This is a genomic window from Stenotrophomonas sp. Steno-Z10-HUANG, from assembly GCF_056393075.1.
In genome coordinates this window covers 113,088-128,566 of record NZ_JBWJPA010000009.1, presented here as the reverse complement: position 1 = coordinate 128,566, position 15,479 = coordinate 113,088, and the positions used below count along the sequence as shown (strand labels likewise).

The window sequence follows — 15,479 nt, the reverse complement described above, 5'->3', positions numbered from 1 at the left end:
ACGCCATCGGCGTGGGCCGGGAACGCTGCGCTGCGGGGTGCGCTGCAAGCCGTGCCCGCCGGTGGGAAAATCGGCCCTGGCATCGTGTCTGGAACCGGAATGAGCGACTGTTGCGGCTGTGGCCGGACCCTGGAGGTCGGGCGCATGCAGGCACGCCAGCGGTGTGTGCTGGTGTGGGTGCTGGTGATCAACCTGCTGACCTTCGTGATGATGATGGCCGCGGCCTGGCACAGCGGTTCGGCGTCGCTGCTGTCCGGCAGCCTGGACAACCTGGGCGACGCGCTGACCTACGCATTGAGCCTGGCGGTGGTGGGTGCCGGCCTCGCCGCCAAGGCGAGGGTCGCCCTGCTCAAGGCGGCCTTCATCCTGGGCGCGGCCATCGCGGTGGCCGTGGGCATCGGCTGGAAGCTGGGCCATCCGCACCTGCCGTTGTTCGAGAGCATGGGCATCGCCGCGCTGCTGAACCTGGCCGCCAACCTGCTGTGCCTGCGCCTGTTGTGGCCCTATCGCCAGGGCGATATCAACCTGGCATCGGCCTGGGCATGCTCGTTGAATGACGTCTACGAAGGCGGCGCGGTGATCCTGGCCGCGCTGGCGGTGTGGGCGTTCGGTGCCGGCTGGCCGGACCTGCTGATCGCGGTGGCCTTGCTGCTGCTGTTCCTGCGCTCGGCCTGGAAGGTGGCGCGCACGGCCTGGCGTGAGCTGCGTGGCGCGCGGGCGCGCGCGTGCTGATTTGATCCGCACCTGCCGGGTTGGCTAGAGTCCGGCGGTATCTCCAGGGAGCGGACCCATGCGATCGCGCCAGCTTGTCGTGCCCTTGCTGTTGTCGCTGTGCGGCCCGGCCGCCGCGCAGGACAGCGGCATCTACATCGAGTTCCTGTGGTCCAGGACCCCGGCTGACGCGCTTGCCCGCCAGCAGACCCGGCAGTTCGTCATGACCGGCGATCACGCGCACCAGATCTGTGTGGCCGGCACTGCCGCGAGCGGCGATGCCGGCGGCCTGCAACTGGAGTTGCGCGATGCCGACGGCAAGCGGGTGTCCCTGCAGCGTCATGACGACTACCGCGGCAGCAAGCGCTGCTACCGGGCCGACCTGGGCAGCGGTGGCCGGCCGGGAGACTGGACCGCGCATGCGGTCCTCGGCGACGGTGGCAGCAACACCGCGACGATCCGTGTCGATCCACGGCTGGAGGACTCACCCTTGTTCCAGCAGCGCGACGTTCCCTATGTCGCCGGCCGCCCGAACTACGATGCCTCGATCGCCCCGGAACAATGGGGGGGCCGGCTGGTCTGGGCGATGGACGTCGATCCGCAGGGCAAGGTCACCCATGTGGAGGTCGAAGTGGCCGAAGGCGTGGGCGAACGCCTGCGCGACCGTGCCATCGCCGCCGGCTACCTGAGCCTGTTTCCGCCGGACCCGGGCCGGGCCGCCACGCCGCTGCGCTGGCGCCGGAGCCTGGATTTCGCGCCCCGGTAGGGCCGGCCGCGGCCGGCGGTTTGCACTCGGGGCCTTGGCCCGGCATAATTGCCGGCTCGCTGTGTCCGGAAACCTCCGGATCGGTGGCCGGGAACGTGTCATCCGCCCACCCTCGTCAGCGTAACCCTTTGATTCCCATGACACGTGGCGGGCAACCGCCGGGGCCGCCCTCTTCCTGGCCAAGGAAGAGACAACCGACATTACCGAGGTGCGCAATGTCCCGAGTTTGCCAAGTTTCCGGCAAGAAGGTGCAGACGGGTAACAACGTCTCGCATGCCAACAACAAGACCCGTCGTCGTTTCCAGCCGAACCTGCACGAGCGTCGTTTCTGGGTCGCCAGCGAGAACCGCTGGGTCAAGCTTCGTGTTTCCGCGCATGCACTGCGCACCATCGACAAGAACGGCATCGATTCCGTTCTGGCTGAGCTGCGTGCGCGCGGCGAAAAGGTCTGAGGAGTAAACCATCATGGCAGGCAAGCGCGACAAGGTCCGTATGATTTCCTCGGCCGGTACCGGCCACTTCTACACCACGGACAAGAACAAGAAGAACACCCCCGGGAAGATGGAATTCCTGAAGTATGACCCGGTGGTCCGTAAGCACGTGATGTACAAGGAAGGCAAGATCAAGTAATCCGCACGGATTGCCTGGATCGCCGTTCCACACCGGACCCGCCGCAAGGCGGGTTCGTTGTTTCCGGGGCATGCGCGGCGCCATCAGCATGCTCCATCAGCACATGCGGCGGCGGCATCATGCCGCGCCGGGCGCATCGCCTACAATCGGCGCATGACCGTTCCCGACCCGATGCAGACCTGCGACATCGCCATCATCGGCGGTGGCGCCGCCGGCGTGCTCACCGCGATCGGCGTGCTGCGTGGCGCGCGCGGCGAGCTGCGCGTGGTGCTTGTCGAACCGCAGCTCCCGCTCGGCCGCGGCGTGGCCTATGCCACCCGTCGTCCCGAACACCTGCTCAACGTGCCGGCCGGCAAGATGAGCGGCTTCCCGGACCGGCCCGACGATTTCCTCGATTACCTGGTCGCGCACGAGGCCCTGCCGGGCACCGGCCGCGACGCGCTGGCGCAGGCCTTCGTCGCCCGCCACCACTACGCCGCCTATCTGCGGCAGCGCCTGCAGGAGGCGGTGGACGCCAGCCCGGCGCGGCTGGACGTGCGCGCCGCGCGGGTCCACGCCCTGCAGCGCCACGCCGACGGGCTGCTGCTGCAGCTGGACGCGGGCCCGCCGTTGCGGGCCGCCGCGGTGGCGCTGTGCAGCGGCAACGCGCTGCGGCCGCTGCCGGCGCGCGGCGCCGGCGCGGTGCCGCCGGGCAAGCGCATCGAGGCCTGGGACTACGACGCGGTGCAGGATGTCGCCGCCAGCGCCGACGTGGCCATCGTCGGCTCCGGGCTGAGCATGGCCGATTGCGTGGCCTCGCTCGCGGCGTCCGGGCACCGCGGGCAGGTGCACGTGCTCTCGCGCCACGCGCTGCTGCCGCTGCCGCACGCCAGCGGCGCGGCCGCCGACTACGATCCCGAGCCGTTGCTGGCGATGGGCCTGCGCCAGCGCATGCGCGCGCTGCGCCGGCATGCCGCCGACGCGGCGCGCCGCGGCATCCCCTGGCAGAGCGTGATGGAACGCATCCGCCCGCTGGGGCAGGCGCTGTGGCAGTCGCTGTCCTTCGATGACCAGCGCCGTTTCCTGCGCCACGTGGTGCGCTACTGGGACGTGCACCGGCACCGCATCGCCGCGCCGGTGCATGCGCAGCTGCTGGAGCTGCGCCGGCAGGGGCGCCTGCACCTGCACCGCGGGCGCCTGGAAACCGCCATCGCCGAAGGCGCCTGCGTGCGCCTGGGCGCGCTCGACCCGCGGCGGCAGCCGTTCCAGATCGACGCGCACTGCGTGGTCAACGCCACCGGCGTGGAGATGCGCGCGCAGGCCATGCGCAATCCGCTGCTGCAGCAGCTGCTGGGCAGCGGCATCGCGCGCCCGGGGCCGCACGGCATCGGCCTGGACAGCGCGGACGATGGCAGCCTGCTCGACGCCGATGGCGTGGCCGAGCCGCGCATACAGGTGGTCGGCAGCCTGCGTATCGGCCGGTTGTGGGAGAGCCTGGCCATCCCGGAACTGCGCGGCCAGGCCGCGCAGGCGGCCGCGAGGCTGTTGCCGCCGCAGGCATGAACGCGGCGGTGGACCCCGCCGGGCCGGGCATTCCTCGCCCCGGCCCGGCCACGCAGGGTGCCGGCGCCTGCGGTTTCTCGGCTTTTGGCCACGCTACGCCCTAAAATGCTGGGATGGATGTTTCCCACCTGCTCGACGGGCTGAACCCGGCCCAGCGCGAGGCCGTTTCCGCTGCTCCCGGCCACTACCTGATCCTCGCTGGCGCCGGCTCCGGCAAGACCCGCGTGCTTACCCACCGCATCGCCTGGCTCAATGAAGTGCACGGCGTGCCGACCCACGGCATCTTCGCGGTGACCTTCACCAACAAGGCCGCCGGCGAGATGCGCCACCGCATCGACCTGCAGCTGCGCAACGGCGCGCGCGGCATGTGGATCGGCACCTTCCACGGCCTGGCGCACCGCCTGCTGCGCCTGCATTGGGCCGACGCCAGGCTGCCCGAAGCGTTCCAGGTGATGGATTCGGACGACCAGCTGCGGCTGGTCAAGCGCGTGGTGCAGGCGCTGGAGATCGACGACGGCAAGCACCCGCCCAAGCAGATTGCCTGGTGGATCAACGAGCAGAAGGACGAGGGCCGCCGGCCGCAGCACATCCAGCCCGAGCCGCACGATGCGTGGCTGGAAACCATGCGCCAGGCCTACACCGAATACCAGGCGCGCTGCGACCGCGCCGGCCTGGTCGACTTCGCCGAACTGCTGCTGCGCGCGCACGAACTGCTGCGCGACAACCCGGCGCTGCTGGCGCACTACCGCGCGCGCTTCGGCGAGATCCTGGTCGACGAATTCCAGGACACCAATGCCATCCAGTACGCCTTCGTGCGGGTGCTGGCCGGTGATTCGGGCCACGTGTTCGTGGTCGGCGACGACGACCAGGCGATCTACGGCTGGCGCGGCGCCAAGGTCGAGAACGTGCAGCGCTTCCTCAAGGATTTCCCGGGCGCGCAGACCATCCGCCTGGAGCAGAACTACCGCTCCAGCGCCAACATCCTCAATGCCGCCAACGCGGTCATCGCCCACAATCCGGACCGCATCGGCAAGCAGCTGTGGACCGACAGCGGCGACGGCGAGCCGATCGACCTGTACGCCGCCTACAACGAGATGGACGAGGCGCGCTACCTGGTCGAGCGCGCGCGGCAATGGGTGCGTGACGGCGGCAGCTACGGCGACATCGCCGTGCTCTACCGCAGCAACGCGCAGTCGCGCGCCTTCGAAGAGGCGCTGCTGTCCGAGCAGGTGCCGTACCGCGTGTACGGCGGCATGCGCTTCTTCGAGCGCGCCGAGGTCAAGGACGCGCTGGCCTACCTGCGGCTGCTGACCAACCGCAACGACGACGCTGCGTTCGAGCGCGCGGTGAACACGCCGGCGCGTGGCATCGGCGAGCGTACCCTGGACGAGGTGCGGCGCATCGCGCGCGCGCAGTCGCTGTCGCTGTGGGAGGCGGCGATGCTCGCCACCCAGGGCAACGACCTCGCGGCGCGCGCGAAGAACGCGCTCGCCGGCTTCCTCAACCTGGTCCAGCAGATCGGCGCCGAAACCGCGCAGATGACCCTGGCCGAGCGCATCGACCACGTGCTGGTGCGTTCGGCGCTGCGCGAACACTGGAGCAAGGAGAGCCGCAACACGCTCGACTCCGAATCGCGCAGCGACAACCTCGACGAACTGGTCTCGGTGGCCTCGCGCTTCGTCCAGCGCGACCAGGACGAAGAGGGCGCCGCCGACATGAGCGAGCTGGTGGCCTTCCTGTCCTACGCCTCGCTGGAGGCCGGCGAAGGCCAGGCCCAGGCCGGCGAGGACGGGGTACAGCTGATGACCCTGCATTCGGCCAAGGGCCTGGAGTTCCCGCTGGTGTTCCTGGCCGGGCTGGAGGAAGGGCTGTTCCCGGGTGCGCGCTCGCTGGAGGAAAGCGGCCGGCTGGAGGAAGAGCGCCGGCTGGCCTACGTCGGCATCACCCGCGCCCGGCACAAGCTGGTGCTGGGCTACGCCGAGTCGCGCCGCATCCACGGCCAGGACAACTACAGCCTGCCGTCGCGGTTCCTGCGTGAGATCCCGCGCGAGCTGTTGCACGAAGTACGGCCCAGGGTGCAGGTCTCGCGCCCGGCCTCGCTCGGCAGCAGCCGGGTGGCCGGCCATGCCGCGCTGGAGGCCCCGGCGATCCGCCTGGGCGCCAGCGTCAGCCACCCCAAGTTCGGCGAGGGCGTGGTCACCGACTACGAGGGCAGCGGCGCGCATGCGCGGGTGCAGGTGGAGTTCGCCGAGGCCGGCAGCAAGTGGCTGGTGATGGCCTACGCCAACCTGAACGTGCTCTAGGCCGCGGCCCGGCCCGGGCGGGGCGGTTTGATCAGGCTCAATGCACGCCGGTGGCATCGGGTGTGTAATGCTCGCCTGCCACCCTTGCCGAGGAATACCGCCATGTACAAGCGCATCCTGATCGCGACCGATGGTTCCGAGCTGGCCATGAAGGGCCTGCAGAAGGGCCTGGAACTGGCGGCGCAGCTCGGCGCCAAGGTCGACATCGTCACCGTGTCCGAGCCGTGGGCGGTGGGCATGTACGACGCCATGGGCTGGAGCGCCGGCTACGAAGCCAGCCCGGAGTACAAGCAGGACCGCGAGGCCGCGGCGCAGAAGATCCTGCAGCCGTCGCTGGACGCCGCGCGCGCCGCCGGCGTGGCCGAGGTGACCGGCCACCACGTACTCGACCGCTATGCCGCCGACGGCATCATCGAGACCGCCGATGCCTGCGGCAGCGACCTGCTGGTGATGACCTCGCATGGCCGCCGCGGCATGACCCGGGTGCTGCTCGGCAGCCAGACCGCCGAAGTGCTGGCGCGCAGCAGGGTACCGGTGCTGGTGATCCGCTGAGGCAGGCCCTGCGCCTGCCCGGCCCGGGACGTCCCCCGCGGCGTCCCGGTGGCGGCCTGCGGCCGTCGCTTTCCCTTTTTCAGCGTACCCCCTTCATCGCCATCGTTGCCGAAGGGGGCTTTTCTTTGATGGCCGGGGTGATGAGCGCGGGGTCGCCGCCGGGCGGCGCCCAGGCTGTGGCGGGGCTGGCTGGCCGCCGTCGCGGCAGCCACCCCGGCATCACCAGCTGTACAGCTTCCAGTAGACCGGCGACACGCCGTCCTTGTCGTTGTCCATGCGGCCGTCGCCATTGCGGTCGTAGAGGTAGAACGGCGCCCCCCGCGCGGGGGTGACCTTGACCATGCGCAGCTGGCTGCCGACGCGGTACTCCTCGATGGTGTCGCCGTTGTCGAGGCTGCGGCGGGTGACATCGGCGCCGGTCACGTCCACCGGCGGCGCATCGGCGTCCCGACCCATGCTGGCGCAACCGGCCAGGGCGAGCAGGGGGATCAGCAGCAGGTGTTTCATGACGGCGGCTCCTCGCATCGGTGTCCGGGTGATTATGCCTGCCTGCGGCGGGCGCGCGCGTCGTCGTGGGCCGGCCGCGTAGAATCGCCGGATGAGCAGATTAGTCCTGATCGACGGGTCCAGTTACCTGTACCGCGCGTTCCACGCGTTGCCGCCGCTGTCCAATGCCGCCGGCGAACCCACCGGCGCGCTGTTCGGCGTGGTCAACATGCTGCGGGCCACGCTGAAGGAAAAGCCCGACTACGTGGCCTTCGTGGTCGACGCCCCCGGCAAGACCTTCCGCGACGACCTGTACGCCGAGTACAAGGCCAACCGCCCGCCGATGCCCGACGACCTGCGCGCGCAGGTGCAGCCGATGTGCGACATCGTGCACGCGCTGGGCATCGACATCCTGCGCGTGCCCGGGGTGGAGGCCGACGACGTGATCGGCACCCTGGCCCTGGCCGGCGCCGCCGACGGGCTGGAGGTGACCATCTCCACCGGCGACAAGGACTTCGCCCAGCTGGTGCGCCCGGGGGTGATCCTGGTCAACACCATGACCGGCAGCCGTACCGATTCCGATGCCGCGGTGATGGACAAGTTCGGCGTGCGCGCCGACCAGATCGTCGATTACCTGGCGCTGATGGGCGATGCCGTGGACAACGTGCCCGGCGTGGACAAGTGCGGGCCCAAGACCGCCGCCAAATGGCTGGCCGAGTACAACGACCTGGACGGCGTGATGGCCGCCGCGGCCACCATGAAGGGCAAGATCGGCGAGAACCTGCGCGCCGCGCTGCCGCGGCTGCCGCTCAACCGCGAGCTGGTCACCATCCGCACCGACGTGGCGCTGGAACAGGGCCCGCGCGACCTGCGCCTGCGCGAGCAGCATGTGGACAGCCTGCGCGAGCTGTATGGCCGCTACGGCTTCACCCAGGCGCTGCGCGAGCTGGGCGGCGTCGCCGCGCCGGCCGCCGCCGACGAGGCCAGGGTCAGCCTGCGCGGTACCGCCGCCGGCTTCGCCCGGTCCGCCGAGGCGGCGCCCGCCGTCGCCGCGGACCCGGCGCTGGCCGGCAAGGGCGAGTACGAAACCGTGTTCACCGACGAACAGCTGCGGGCCTGGGTCGAACGCCTGCAGGCCGCCGCCGAATTCGCCTTCGATACCGAAACCGATGCGCTGGATGCCATGCGCGCGCGGCTGGTCGGCGTGAGCCTGGCGGTCGAGCCGGGCACGGGCGCCTACATCCCGGTCGGCCACGACTACCCGGGCGCGCCGGCGCAGCTGCCGCTGGCGCGCGTGCTCGACGCACTGCGGCCGCTGCTCGAGGACCCGGCCAGGCGCAAGCTCGGCCAGCACGGCAAGTACGACATCCACGTGCTGCGCCGCCACGGCGTGGAGGTGCGCGGCTACGCCGACGACACCATGCTGGAGAGCTTCGTGCTCAACTCCACCGCCACCCGCCACGACATGGATTCGCTGGCGCATCGCTACCTGGGCTACACCACCACCAAGTTCGAGGACGTGGCCGGCAAGGGCGCCAGGCAGATCCCGTTCTCGCAGGTCGGCATCGAAGAGGCTGGCCAGTACGCCGCCGAGGATGCCGACATCACCCTGCGCCTGCACCGCGTGCTGGCGCCGCAGCTGGCCGCCGAGCCGGCGCTGGAAAAGGTCTACCGCGAGATCGAGATGCCGCTGGTGCCGGTGCTGGCGCGCATCGAGGCCAACGGCGTGTGCATCGATGCCGCCGAGCTGCGGCGGCAGAGCGCGGACCTGTCGGCGCGCATGCTGGCCGCGCAGCAGAAGGCCACCGAACTGGCCGGGCGCAGCTTCAACCTCGATTCGCCCAAGCAGCTGCAGGCGGTGCTGTTCGACGAGCTGGGCCTGCCGGCGCTGGTGAAGACGCCCAAGGGCCAGCCCAGCACCAACGAGGAGGCGCTGGAAGCCATCGCCGAGCAGCACGAGCTGCCGCGGGTGATCCTGGAGTACCGCGGCCTGGCCAAGCTGCGCAGCACCTACACCGACAAGCTGCCGGAGATGGTCAACCCCGACACCGGCCGCGTGCACACCAGCTACCACCAGTCCGGCGCGGCCACCGGGCGGTTGTCCTCGTCCGATCCCAACCTGCAGAACATCCCGATCCGCACCGACGACGGCCGCCGCATCCGCAGGGCGTTCGTCGCGCCGCCGGGGCGCCGGCTGATGGCCTGCGACTACTCGCAGATCGAGCTGCGCATCATGGCCCACCTGTCCGAAGACCCGGGCCTGATCCGCGCCTTCGAGCAGGGCGTGGACGTGCACCGCGCCACCGCCGCCGAAGTATTCGGGCGCGCGCTGGAGGATGTCACCGCGAACGAGCGCCGCGCCGCCAAGGCGATCAACTTCGGCCTGATGTACGGCATGAGCGCGTTCGGCCTGGCCAAGAACCTGGGCATCGACCGCGGCCAGGCACAGGATTACGTGGCGCTGTACTTCAGCCGTTACCCGGCGGTGCGTGATTTCATGGAGCGCATGCGCGTGCAGGCGCGCGAGCAGGGCTACGTGGAGACCCTGTTCGGCCGCCGCCTGTACCTGAACGACATCCACGCGCGCAACCAGGGCCTGCGCGCCGGCGCCGAGCGCGCGGCGATCAATGCGCCGATGCAGGGTACCGCCGCGGACATCATCAAGCGCGCGATGGTCAGCGTGGATGGCTGGCTCGCCGCGCACCGCGAACGCGCGCAGATGATCCTGCAGGTGCACGACGAACTGGTGTTCGAGGCCGATGCGGACTTCATCGACACGCTGCGCGCGGAGGTGGAATCGCGCATGGCCGCCGCGGCGCAGCTGCGGGTGCCGCTGGTGGTCGATACCGGTGTGGGCGACAACTGGGACCAGGCCCACTAGGCGTGCGGGCGGCGCCACGGCTCACGCCTGTCGCGCCGCCGCGCGGGGCCGCTGCCGGGCGCTGGCCACACGCCGCGCTGGCGTCGCGGCTTCACCTGTATTCGTGTTGCCAATGGCATCCAGTGGATTTGGTGATGCCTGCCGCTGCAATTGCGGAATGCAGCACGGATTGTCGATGGATCGACGTGCGAAATGCCACTTCTGGAACGTTGCGTCACGCACGTAATGGGTAATGGCGCACACCTTGTTTTGCGGATGAATCCCTCCTTAATCGTCCGGAAATAAATAGCCGCTCTTCACGAACCATCAATGTGCGCGATGGTCATATAGCCCGTGACAGGTGCAACGCCTGTCGCGGATCTCTCCCATCCCCTGGAGCAGATCTCGGAGCGGGGATTCCTCCCCAAATCGCCGCTCCTCGAGCCCCGTCGACCCCCCCCTGGTCGGCGGGGCTTTTTTTTGTGCCGGCCGCGCCCCGCGCAGCCATGTCCAGCGTGCACCGGTGCGGTGGTCTGGGCATCATGGCCGCACAGACAGAAAGGGGGGTGGGCCGATGTCGGACATGTTCGCGCTGGCGATGCCGTGGTGGGAGTTCATCCTGCGCGCGGTGGTGGTCTACGTCGTGGTGCTGGGAATGGTGCGGCTGACCGGCAAGCGCGCGCTGGGGCAGATCACGCCGTTCGACGTGCTGTTGATCGTGCTGCTGGGCAACGCCGTGCAGAACGCGCTGCTCGGCCAGGACACCTCGCTTGCCGGTGGCCTGTTGCTGGCCGCGACGCTGATCACCATCAACTACGCGGTGGGCTGGCTCACCACCCGCAGCCGCCGGGTTGAGCGGCTGGTGGAAGGCGAACCGGTATTGATCGCGCGCGATGGCCGCCTGCTGGATTCGGTGCTGCGCCGCGAACTGATCACCCACGCCGACTTCGACGCGGCGATGCGCCAGCAGGGATGCCGTGGCGTCGATGAGGTCGAGCTGGCGCTGCTGGAAACCAATGGCCACATCACCATCGTGCCGCGCCGCCGCGACTGACCCGGCCATGGCCGCGTGCGCCGGTCGGTGCCGGCGCGGGGCCGCGGCCGTTACAGCCAGTCGCGCGGGACCAGGTAGCCGGCCAGCCGCGCCTCGTCGCTGCCGGCTTCGGGCTGGTAGCCGTACTCCCAGCGCACGCGCGGTGGCAGGCTCATCAGGATGCTCTCGCTGCGGCCGCCGCTCTGCAGGCCGAACAGCGTGCCGCGGTCGTAGACCAGGTTGAATTCCACGTAGCGGCCGCGGCGGTACAGCTGGAACTCGCGTTCGCGCTCGCCATACGCGGTGTCCCTGCGGCGCGCCACGATCGGCAGGTAGGCATCGAGGAAGCCGTCGCCCACGGCGCGCATATAGGCGAAATCGCGCTCGAAATCGCCCTGCAGGTCGTCGAAGAACAGGCCGCCGACGCCACGGGTCTCGTTGCGGTGCTTGAGGAAGAAGTACTCGTCGCACCAGCGCTTGTGCGCGTGGTAGCGCTCGGCGCCGAACGGCGCGCACAGATCATGCGCCACCTGGTGCCAGTGGCGCACGTCCTCGTCGAACGGATAGAACGGGGTCAGGTCGAAGCCGCCGCCGAACCAGGCCGCGACCGCCTTGCCGTCGCGCTCGGCCTGGAAGTAGCGCACGTTGGCGTGGGTGGTGGGCAGGTAGGGATTGAGCGGATGGAACACCAGCGACACGCCGCAGGCGCGCCACGACGCGCCGGCCAGTTCCGGGCGGTGCGCCGAGGCCGACGGCGGCAGGCGCGTGCCGGACACGTCGGAGAAGCCGATGCCGGCCTGCTCGAACACCGCGCCATCGCGCAGGACCCGGGTGCGGCCACCGCCGCCCAGCAGCGGCGCGGAGCCGCCGGCGTCGGCGCGCTGCCAGCGGTCTTCGACGAAACGGGCCCGGCCGTCGGCGGATTCGATGGCCTGGCAGATGCGGTCCTGCAGGCCGGTGAGGTAGTCGCGTACGCGTTCGAAATCGTCCATGCGCGTACTGTAGCGCAGGCGTTCAGCGGAACAGCGCGCGGACCTCGTCGCGGCACAGTTTGACCACCAGCCAGGCGTGCAGGCCGGCGAACGCCAGCGCCGTGGCGCCGGCGCTGAGCAGCGCGGTCCAGCGGCTGGCCTGCATCTGCGCCATCGCATGGCGGCCGTCGGCCGAGTCGTGGAAGCCCGGTGGCAGCACCGCCTGCATCGCCGTGAACAGGCCGTCGACCAGCGGCAGCATGGCGAAGTTGGCCAGGGCCACCACGACCAGGAACACGATGAAGCCGATCCGTCCCCATTCGTGGTGGCGCAGCAGCGCCCACGACACCGCGAGCAGGGCCACGGACAACAGCAGCATCAGCACGCTGAGCGACAGCGCGTGCTGTGCGGCCCAGTGCAGCGCCGCCGGCACCGGCAGGCCCTGCCGCTCGAGCCAGCCCAACGGGTCGAGCCGGCCGAGCAGGGCCACCAGCAGCAGCTGCAGCAGGCTCCAGCCGATGGACAGTACCGCCATCGCCAGCGACAGCCGGGCGGTGACGTCGACGAAGCCGGCGGCGGTCTGCGACGCGCGGCGGAGCGGCGGGGGAGTGGATGGGATCACGCGGAGGCGCTGTCGGTTGCGGTGGCGGGCACTATCGCCGGCTTCAGCCGGCTTGCCCAGCCCCCAGCCAGCGCCGCGCCGCCGGCAGTACATGGCGTTCGCTCAGCGGCGCCAGCACCACGCCATGCGGCGGATGCAGCGGAATCCAGGCCAGCTCGGCGATCTCGGCGCGCGCGCGCGGCGTGCCGTCCACCTGCACCAGGAACGATTCGCCCTGCACGCGCCGCCCGGGTTCGTTGACCGCGTCGTCCTCGAAGGTGCCCAGCGCGTGCGCGCCGCCGGCGCGCAGCGCCACGCCCAGTTCCTCGCGCAGTTCGCGCGCCAGCGTGTGCAGCGCCTGTTCGCCGGCCTCGCGCTTGCCGCCGGGCTGGATGAAGGCGCGCGAACCCCGCTTGCGCACCACCAGCACGCGGCCGGCGCGGTCCAGGATCACCGCGGTAACGATGCGGATGGGGGAGGTCATCGGCTGGAATCCGCCGCGCGGCGTGGCCTGCCCGCGGCGGTACCCGGTGTCGTGGACGCCGTCGCCCAGGCCACGAGGCGGCGGCGCGCCGGTGCCACCGGAAAGGCGGCGCACCGCGCAGGGGCGGCGCCGGGCCGCCCCTGCCGGGTGCTCACTTCAGCGTTTCCTCGAACAACTTGAGGATGCGCTTGTACTGGTCCAGCCAGGAATCGGCGCGGGTGTAGCCGTGGCGTTCCAGCGGGTACGGCGCGATCGACCAGTTGTCCTTGTGCAGCTCGATCAGGCGCTGGGTCATGTTGACCGAGTCCTGGAAGAACACGTTGTCGTCCATCATGCCGTGGGCGATCAGCAGGTGGTCCTGCAGGCCTTCGGCGTACTCGATCGGCGAGGACACGCGGTAGGCCTCCGGATCGATGTCCGGGGTGTTGAGGATGTTGCTGGTGTAGCCGTGGTTGTACTGGTGCCAGTCGCCGACCGGGCGCAGTGCGGCGCCGGCCTTGAACGTGCCCGGCGCGCGGTACAGCGCCATGAAGGTCATGAAGCCGCCATAGGAGCCGCCGTAGATGCCGGCGCGGTCGCGGTCGCCCTGCTGGGTCTCCACCAGCCAGTCCAGGCCGTCCAGGTAGTCCTCCAGCTCGGGGTGGCCCATGTTGCGGTAGATCGCGGTGCGCCAGTCGCGGCCGTAGCCCTCGCTGCCGCGGTAGTCCATGTCCAGCACGATGTAGCCCTTCTGCACCAGCAGGTTGTGGAACATCTGTTCGCGGAAGTAGGCGGGGTAGCGCTGGTGCACGTTCTGCAGGTAGCCGGCGCCGTGCACGAACATCACCACCGGGTACTTCCTGCCCGGCTCCTTCTGCGCGGGGCCATAGTACTTGGCCCAGACCACGCCGGCGCCGTGCTTCGACGGCACCGCCACCAGCTGCGGCTGGATCCACTGCCGCGCCTTGAACTCGGCGCTGCGGGTGTCGGTGAGCACGCGCGCGCTGCCGCCCGCGGCCGGCACCACCGCCAGCTGGGGCGGCAGGTAGGCGCCGGAGTAGCGCACCAGCAGCTGCTGGCCGTCGGGCGAGAGCGAGAAGTCCTCCACGCCGTTGAGATCGGTCAGTTCGCGCACCTGGCCGCTGGCGACGTCGACGCCGCACACCTCGTAGTCGTGCGGTGCCTGCGGGTTGCACAGCACGTAGAAGCCCTTGCCGTCGGCCGAGGGCACCGGCGCCGAGGACTCCCATTTGCCGCTGGTGAGCGCGCGCGGCCTGTCGCTGCCGGCCTGGGTATACAGGTGCGAGAAGCCAGACTCCTCGGACAGCAGCCACAGCGTGCGGCCGTCGGCCATCCAGCCGAAATCGTTGAAGCCCCAGTTGATCCAGCCCGGGTCGGTGAGCCGGTGGCGGTTCTGCAGGCGGCCGTCGTCGCCGACGCTGACGATCCAGCGGTCCTTGTTGTCGTTGGCGCGCAGCATCACCGCCGCCTGCCTGCCGTCGGCGCTCCAGCGGATGCCGCCGCCCATGAAGTCGCCCATCACCTGCACGCTGCGGTTGCCCTTGAGCGGCTCCTTGCCGGCGGCCTTGCGCAGCGCGGCCAGCGGGTCGCTGCCGATGCCGGGCAGCGCGTCCAGTGCCAGCGGCCGTACCTGGCCGGTGCGGGCGTCGGCCAGCCACAGCGCGTGTGGGGCGAAGCCGTTGCGGCCGACCCGGGTGCGGGTGTCCTCGGTCTCCTCGTAGCCGGATTCGGTGACGTACAGCGGCATCTTGCCGCCGCGGCCGTCTTCGAAGTTCTTCGGCTTGGTCACCACGATCAGGTGGGTGGCATCGGGCGACAGCGCGCTGTCCACGATCTCCACGTCCGCGCCCAGGTAAAGCGGGCCCGGGGCGCGGGTCGGATCGGCCTGGCGCCAGCGCTCGCCCTGCTCGCGCAGCGCTTCGCGCTGGGCGCGGTCGCGGCGCAGGGTCTCCAGCGTGCGCATCTGCTGGTCGCGCAGCACGTCGGCCTTGGGCGCATCGGCGGGGTTCTTCTCGGCCTTGAGCTGGGCGACCACGGCGATGGCGCCGCTGCCCGCGTTCCAGTGGTACCAGGTGTTGCCGACGCTCCAGATCACGCCGCCGTCGGTGGCGAAATCCACGCCCGCGGCGCGCTCGTTGCCACGCGTGAGCTGGGTCAGCGCGCCGCTGCGCAGGTCGCGCACGAACACGTCGCCGTTGCGCACGAAGGCCATGCGCTGGCGCTGGCGGTCATACACGCGGGTGGCCGCGTCCAGCGTGCCGCGCTGGTCGTCGGCAACCTGCTGCGCCGCGCCGCCGTCGACCGCCTGGCGGAAGGTGTCGCGTACCGGGCTGCCCTTGCGCTTGAGCGTGTACTCGACCTGCTGGCCGTTCCACGACCACCAGGCCGATTCCACCGGCGGCCCGATCCAGTCCGGGTCGGCCATCGCCTGCTCGATGGTGATCGGCGTGGGCGCGGCGTGGACACCGCCGGCGGCGGCCAGCAGCAACAGGGACAGGGGCAGGAATCTGGACATCGCGGGCACCGGTGGAGAAAACCGG

Annotated in this window: 14 protein-coding genes; 9 read left to right on the top strand and 5 right to left on the bottom strand. The window is 70.4% G+C overall.

Going from position 1 to position 15,479, the window contains the following annotated elements; translation table 11 throughout:
• Window positions 1–99 precede the first annotated feature (99 nt).
• From AC06E6_RS12930 to AC06E6_RS12900, 7 genes are all read left to right on the top strand, one after another.
• Window positions 100–732 (top strand): cation efflux transmembrane domain-containing protein, encoded by a 633-nt coding sequence (locus tag AC06E6_RS12930; RefSeq protein WP_478061598.1) that lies wholly within the window; start codon window positions 100–102, stop codon window positions 730–732.
• Window positions 733–790: 58 nt separating this feature from the next.
• Entirely contained in the window at window positions 791–1,477 is a 687-nt protein-coding gene (locus AC06E6_RS12925) for a hypothetical protein (RefSeq protein WP_478061596.1), read from the top strand.
• Window positions 1,478–1,692: 215 nt separating this feature from the next.
• Window positions 1,693–1,929, top strand: a complete 237-nt coding sequence (gene rpmB / locus AC06E6_RS12920; protein ID WP_054668347.1) for a 50S ribosomal protein L28 — start codon at window positions 1,693–1,695, stop codon at window positions 1,927–1,929.
• 10 nt (window positions 1,930–1,939) lie between these two features.
• Complete coding sequence (rpmG, locus tag AC06E6_RS12915; RefSeq protein WP_172675037.1) at window positions 1,940–2,107, top strand: 50S ribosomal protein L33; 168 nt, start codon at window positions 1,940–1,942, stop codon at window positions 2,105–2,107.
• Window positions 2,108–2,260: 153 nt separating this feature from the next.
• Complete coding sequence (locus tag AC06E6_RS12910) at window positions 2,261–3,649, top strand: FAD/NAD(P)-binding protein (protein WP_478061594.1); 1,389 nt, start codon at window positions 2,261–2,263, stop codon at window positions 3,647–3,649.
• 113 nt (window positions 3,650–3,762) lie between these two features.
• On the top strand, window positions 3,763–5,952 hold the full coding sequence (uvrD, locus tag AC06E6_RS12905; RefSeq protein ID WP_240212548.1) for a DNA helicase II: 2,190 nt from the start codon (window positions 3,763–3,765) through the stop codon (window positions 5,950–5,952).
• A 102-nt stretch (window positions 5,953–6,054) separates the two neighbouring features.
• Window positions 6,055–6,504, top strand: coding sequence for a universal stress protein (locus AC06E6_RS12900; RefSeq protein ID WP_161614597.1), 450 nt, complete (start codon window positions 6,055–6,057; stop codon window positions 6,502–6,504).
• A gap of 219 nt (window positions 6,505–6,723) precedes the next feature.
• On the opposite strand, the gene AC06E6_RS12895 is transcribed toward AC06E6_RS12900, so the two are convergent.
• A complete protein-coding gene (locus AC06E6_RS12895) occupies window positions 6,724–7,011 on the bottom strand; it encodes a DUF2782 domain-containing protein (RefSeq protein WP_161614598.1) in 288 nt (95 codons plus the stop codon).
• A 91-nt stretch (window positions 7,012–7,102) separates the two neighbouring features.
• On the opposite strand from AC06E6_RS12895, the gene polA reads away from it, so the two are divergent.
• On the top strand, window positions 7,103–9,871 hold the full coding sequence (gene polA, locus AC06E6_RS12890; RefSeq protein ID WP_104939927.1) for a DNA polymerase I: 2,769 nt from the start codon (window positions 7,103–7,105) through the stop codon (window positions 9,869–9,871).
• Between the two features lie 553 nt (window positions 9,872–10,424).
• The gene (locus AC06E6_RS12885; protein WP_104939926.1) at window positions 10,425–10,904 is read left to right on the top strand and encodes a DUF421 domain-containing protein; all 480 of its coding nucleotides are present in this window, start codon (window positions 10,425–10,427) and stop codon (window positions 10,902–10,904) included.
• 50 nt (window positions 10,905–10,954) lie between these two features.
• Here AC06E6_RS12885 and hemF read toward each other — a convergent pair whose 3' ends face one another.
• From hemF to AC06E6_RS12865, 4 genes are all read right to left on the bottom strand, one after another.
• Complete coding sequence (hemF, locus tag AC06E6_RS12880) at window positions 10,955–11,875, bottom strand: oxygen-dependent coproporphyrinogen oxidase (RefSeq protein WP_104939925.1); 921 nt, start codon at window positions 11,873–11,875, stop codon at window positions 10,955–10,957.
• 22 nt (window positions 11,876–11,897) lie between these two features.
• Complete coding sequence (locus tag AC06E6_RS12875) at window positions 11,898–12,476, bottom strand: hypothetical protein (RefSeq protein ID WP_240212547.1); 579 nt, start codon at window positions 12,474–12,476, stop codon at window positions 11,898–11,900.
• Between the two features lie 43 nt (window positions 12,477–12,519).
• On the bottom strand, window positions 12,520–12,939 hold the full coding sequence (locus tag AC06E6_RS12870) for an NUDIX hydrolase (protein ID WP_240212546.1): 420 nt from the start codon (window positions 12,937–12,939) through the stop codon (window positions 12,520–12,522).
• 151 nt (window positions 12,940–13,090) lie between these two features.
• Complete coding sequence (locus AC06E6_RS12865) at window positions 13,091–15,454, bottom strand: S9 family peptidase (RefSeq protein ID WP_240212545.1); 2,364 nt, start codon at window positions 15,452–15,454, stop codon at window positions 13,091–13,093.
• Between the last annotated feature and the right edge of the window lie 25 nt (window positions 15,455–15,479).

Coding starts and splice junctions, on each gene's coding strand:
- AC06E6_RS12930 (WP_478061598.1), top strand. CDS start 100: ATGAGCGACTGTTGCGGCTGTGGCCGGACCCTGGAGGTCGGGCGCATG.
- AC06E6_RS12925 (WP_478061596.1), top strand. CDS start 791: ATGCGATCGCGCCAGCTTGTCGTGCCCTTGCTGTTGTCGCTGTGCGGC.
- rpmB (WP_054668347.1), top strand. CDS start 1,693: ATGTCCCGAGTTTGCCAAGTTTCCGGCAAGAAGGTGCAGACGGGTAAC.
- AC06E6_RS12910 (WP_478061594.1), top strand. CDS start 2,261: ATGACCGTTCCCGACCCGATGCAGACCTGCGACATCGCCATCATCGGC.
- uvrD (WP_240212548.1), top strand. CDS start 3,763: ATGGATGTTTCCCACCTGCTCGACGGGCTGAACCCGGCCCAGCGCGAG.
- AC06E6_RS12900 (WP_161614597.1), top strand. CDS start 6,055: ATGTACAAGCGCATCCTGATCGCGACCGATGGTTCCGAGCTGGCCATG.
- AC06E6_RS12895 (WP_161614598.1), bottom strand. CDS start 7,011: ATGAAACACCTGCTGCTGATCCCCCTGCTCGCCCTGGCCGGTTGCGCC.
- polA (WP_104939927.1), top strand. CDS start 7,103: ATGAGCAGATTAGTCCTGATCGACGGGTCCAGTTACCTGTACCGCGCG.
- AC06E6_RS12885 (WP_104939926.1), top strand. CDS start 10,425: ATGTCGGACATGTTCGCGCTGGCGATGCCGTGGTGGGAGTTCATCCTG.
- hemF (WP_104939925.1), bottom strand. CDS start 11,875: ATGGACGATTTCGAACGCGTACGCGACTACCTCACCGGCCTGCAGGAC.
- AC06E6_RS12870 (WP_240212546.1), bottom strand. CDS start 12,939: ATGACCTCCCCCATCCGCATCGTTACCGCGGTGATCCTGGACCGCGCC.
- AC06E6_RS12865 (WP_240212545.1), bottom strand. CDS start 15,454: ATGTCCAGATTCCTGCCCCTGTCCCTGTTGCTGCTGGCCGCCGCCGGC.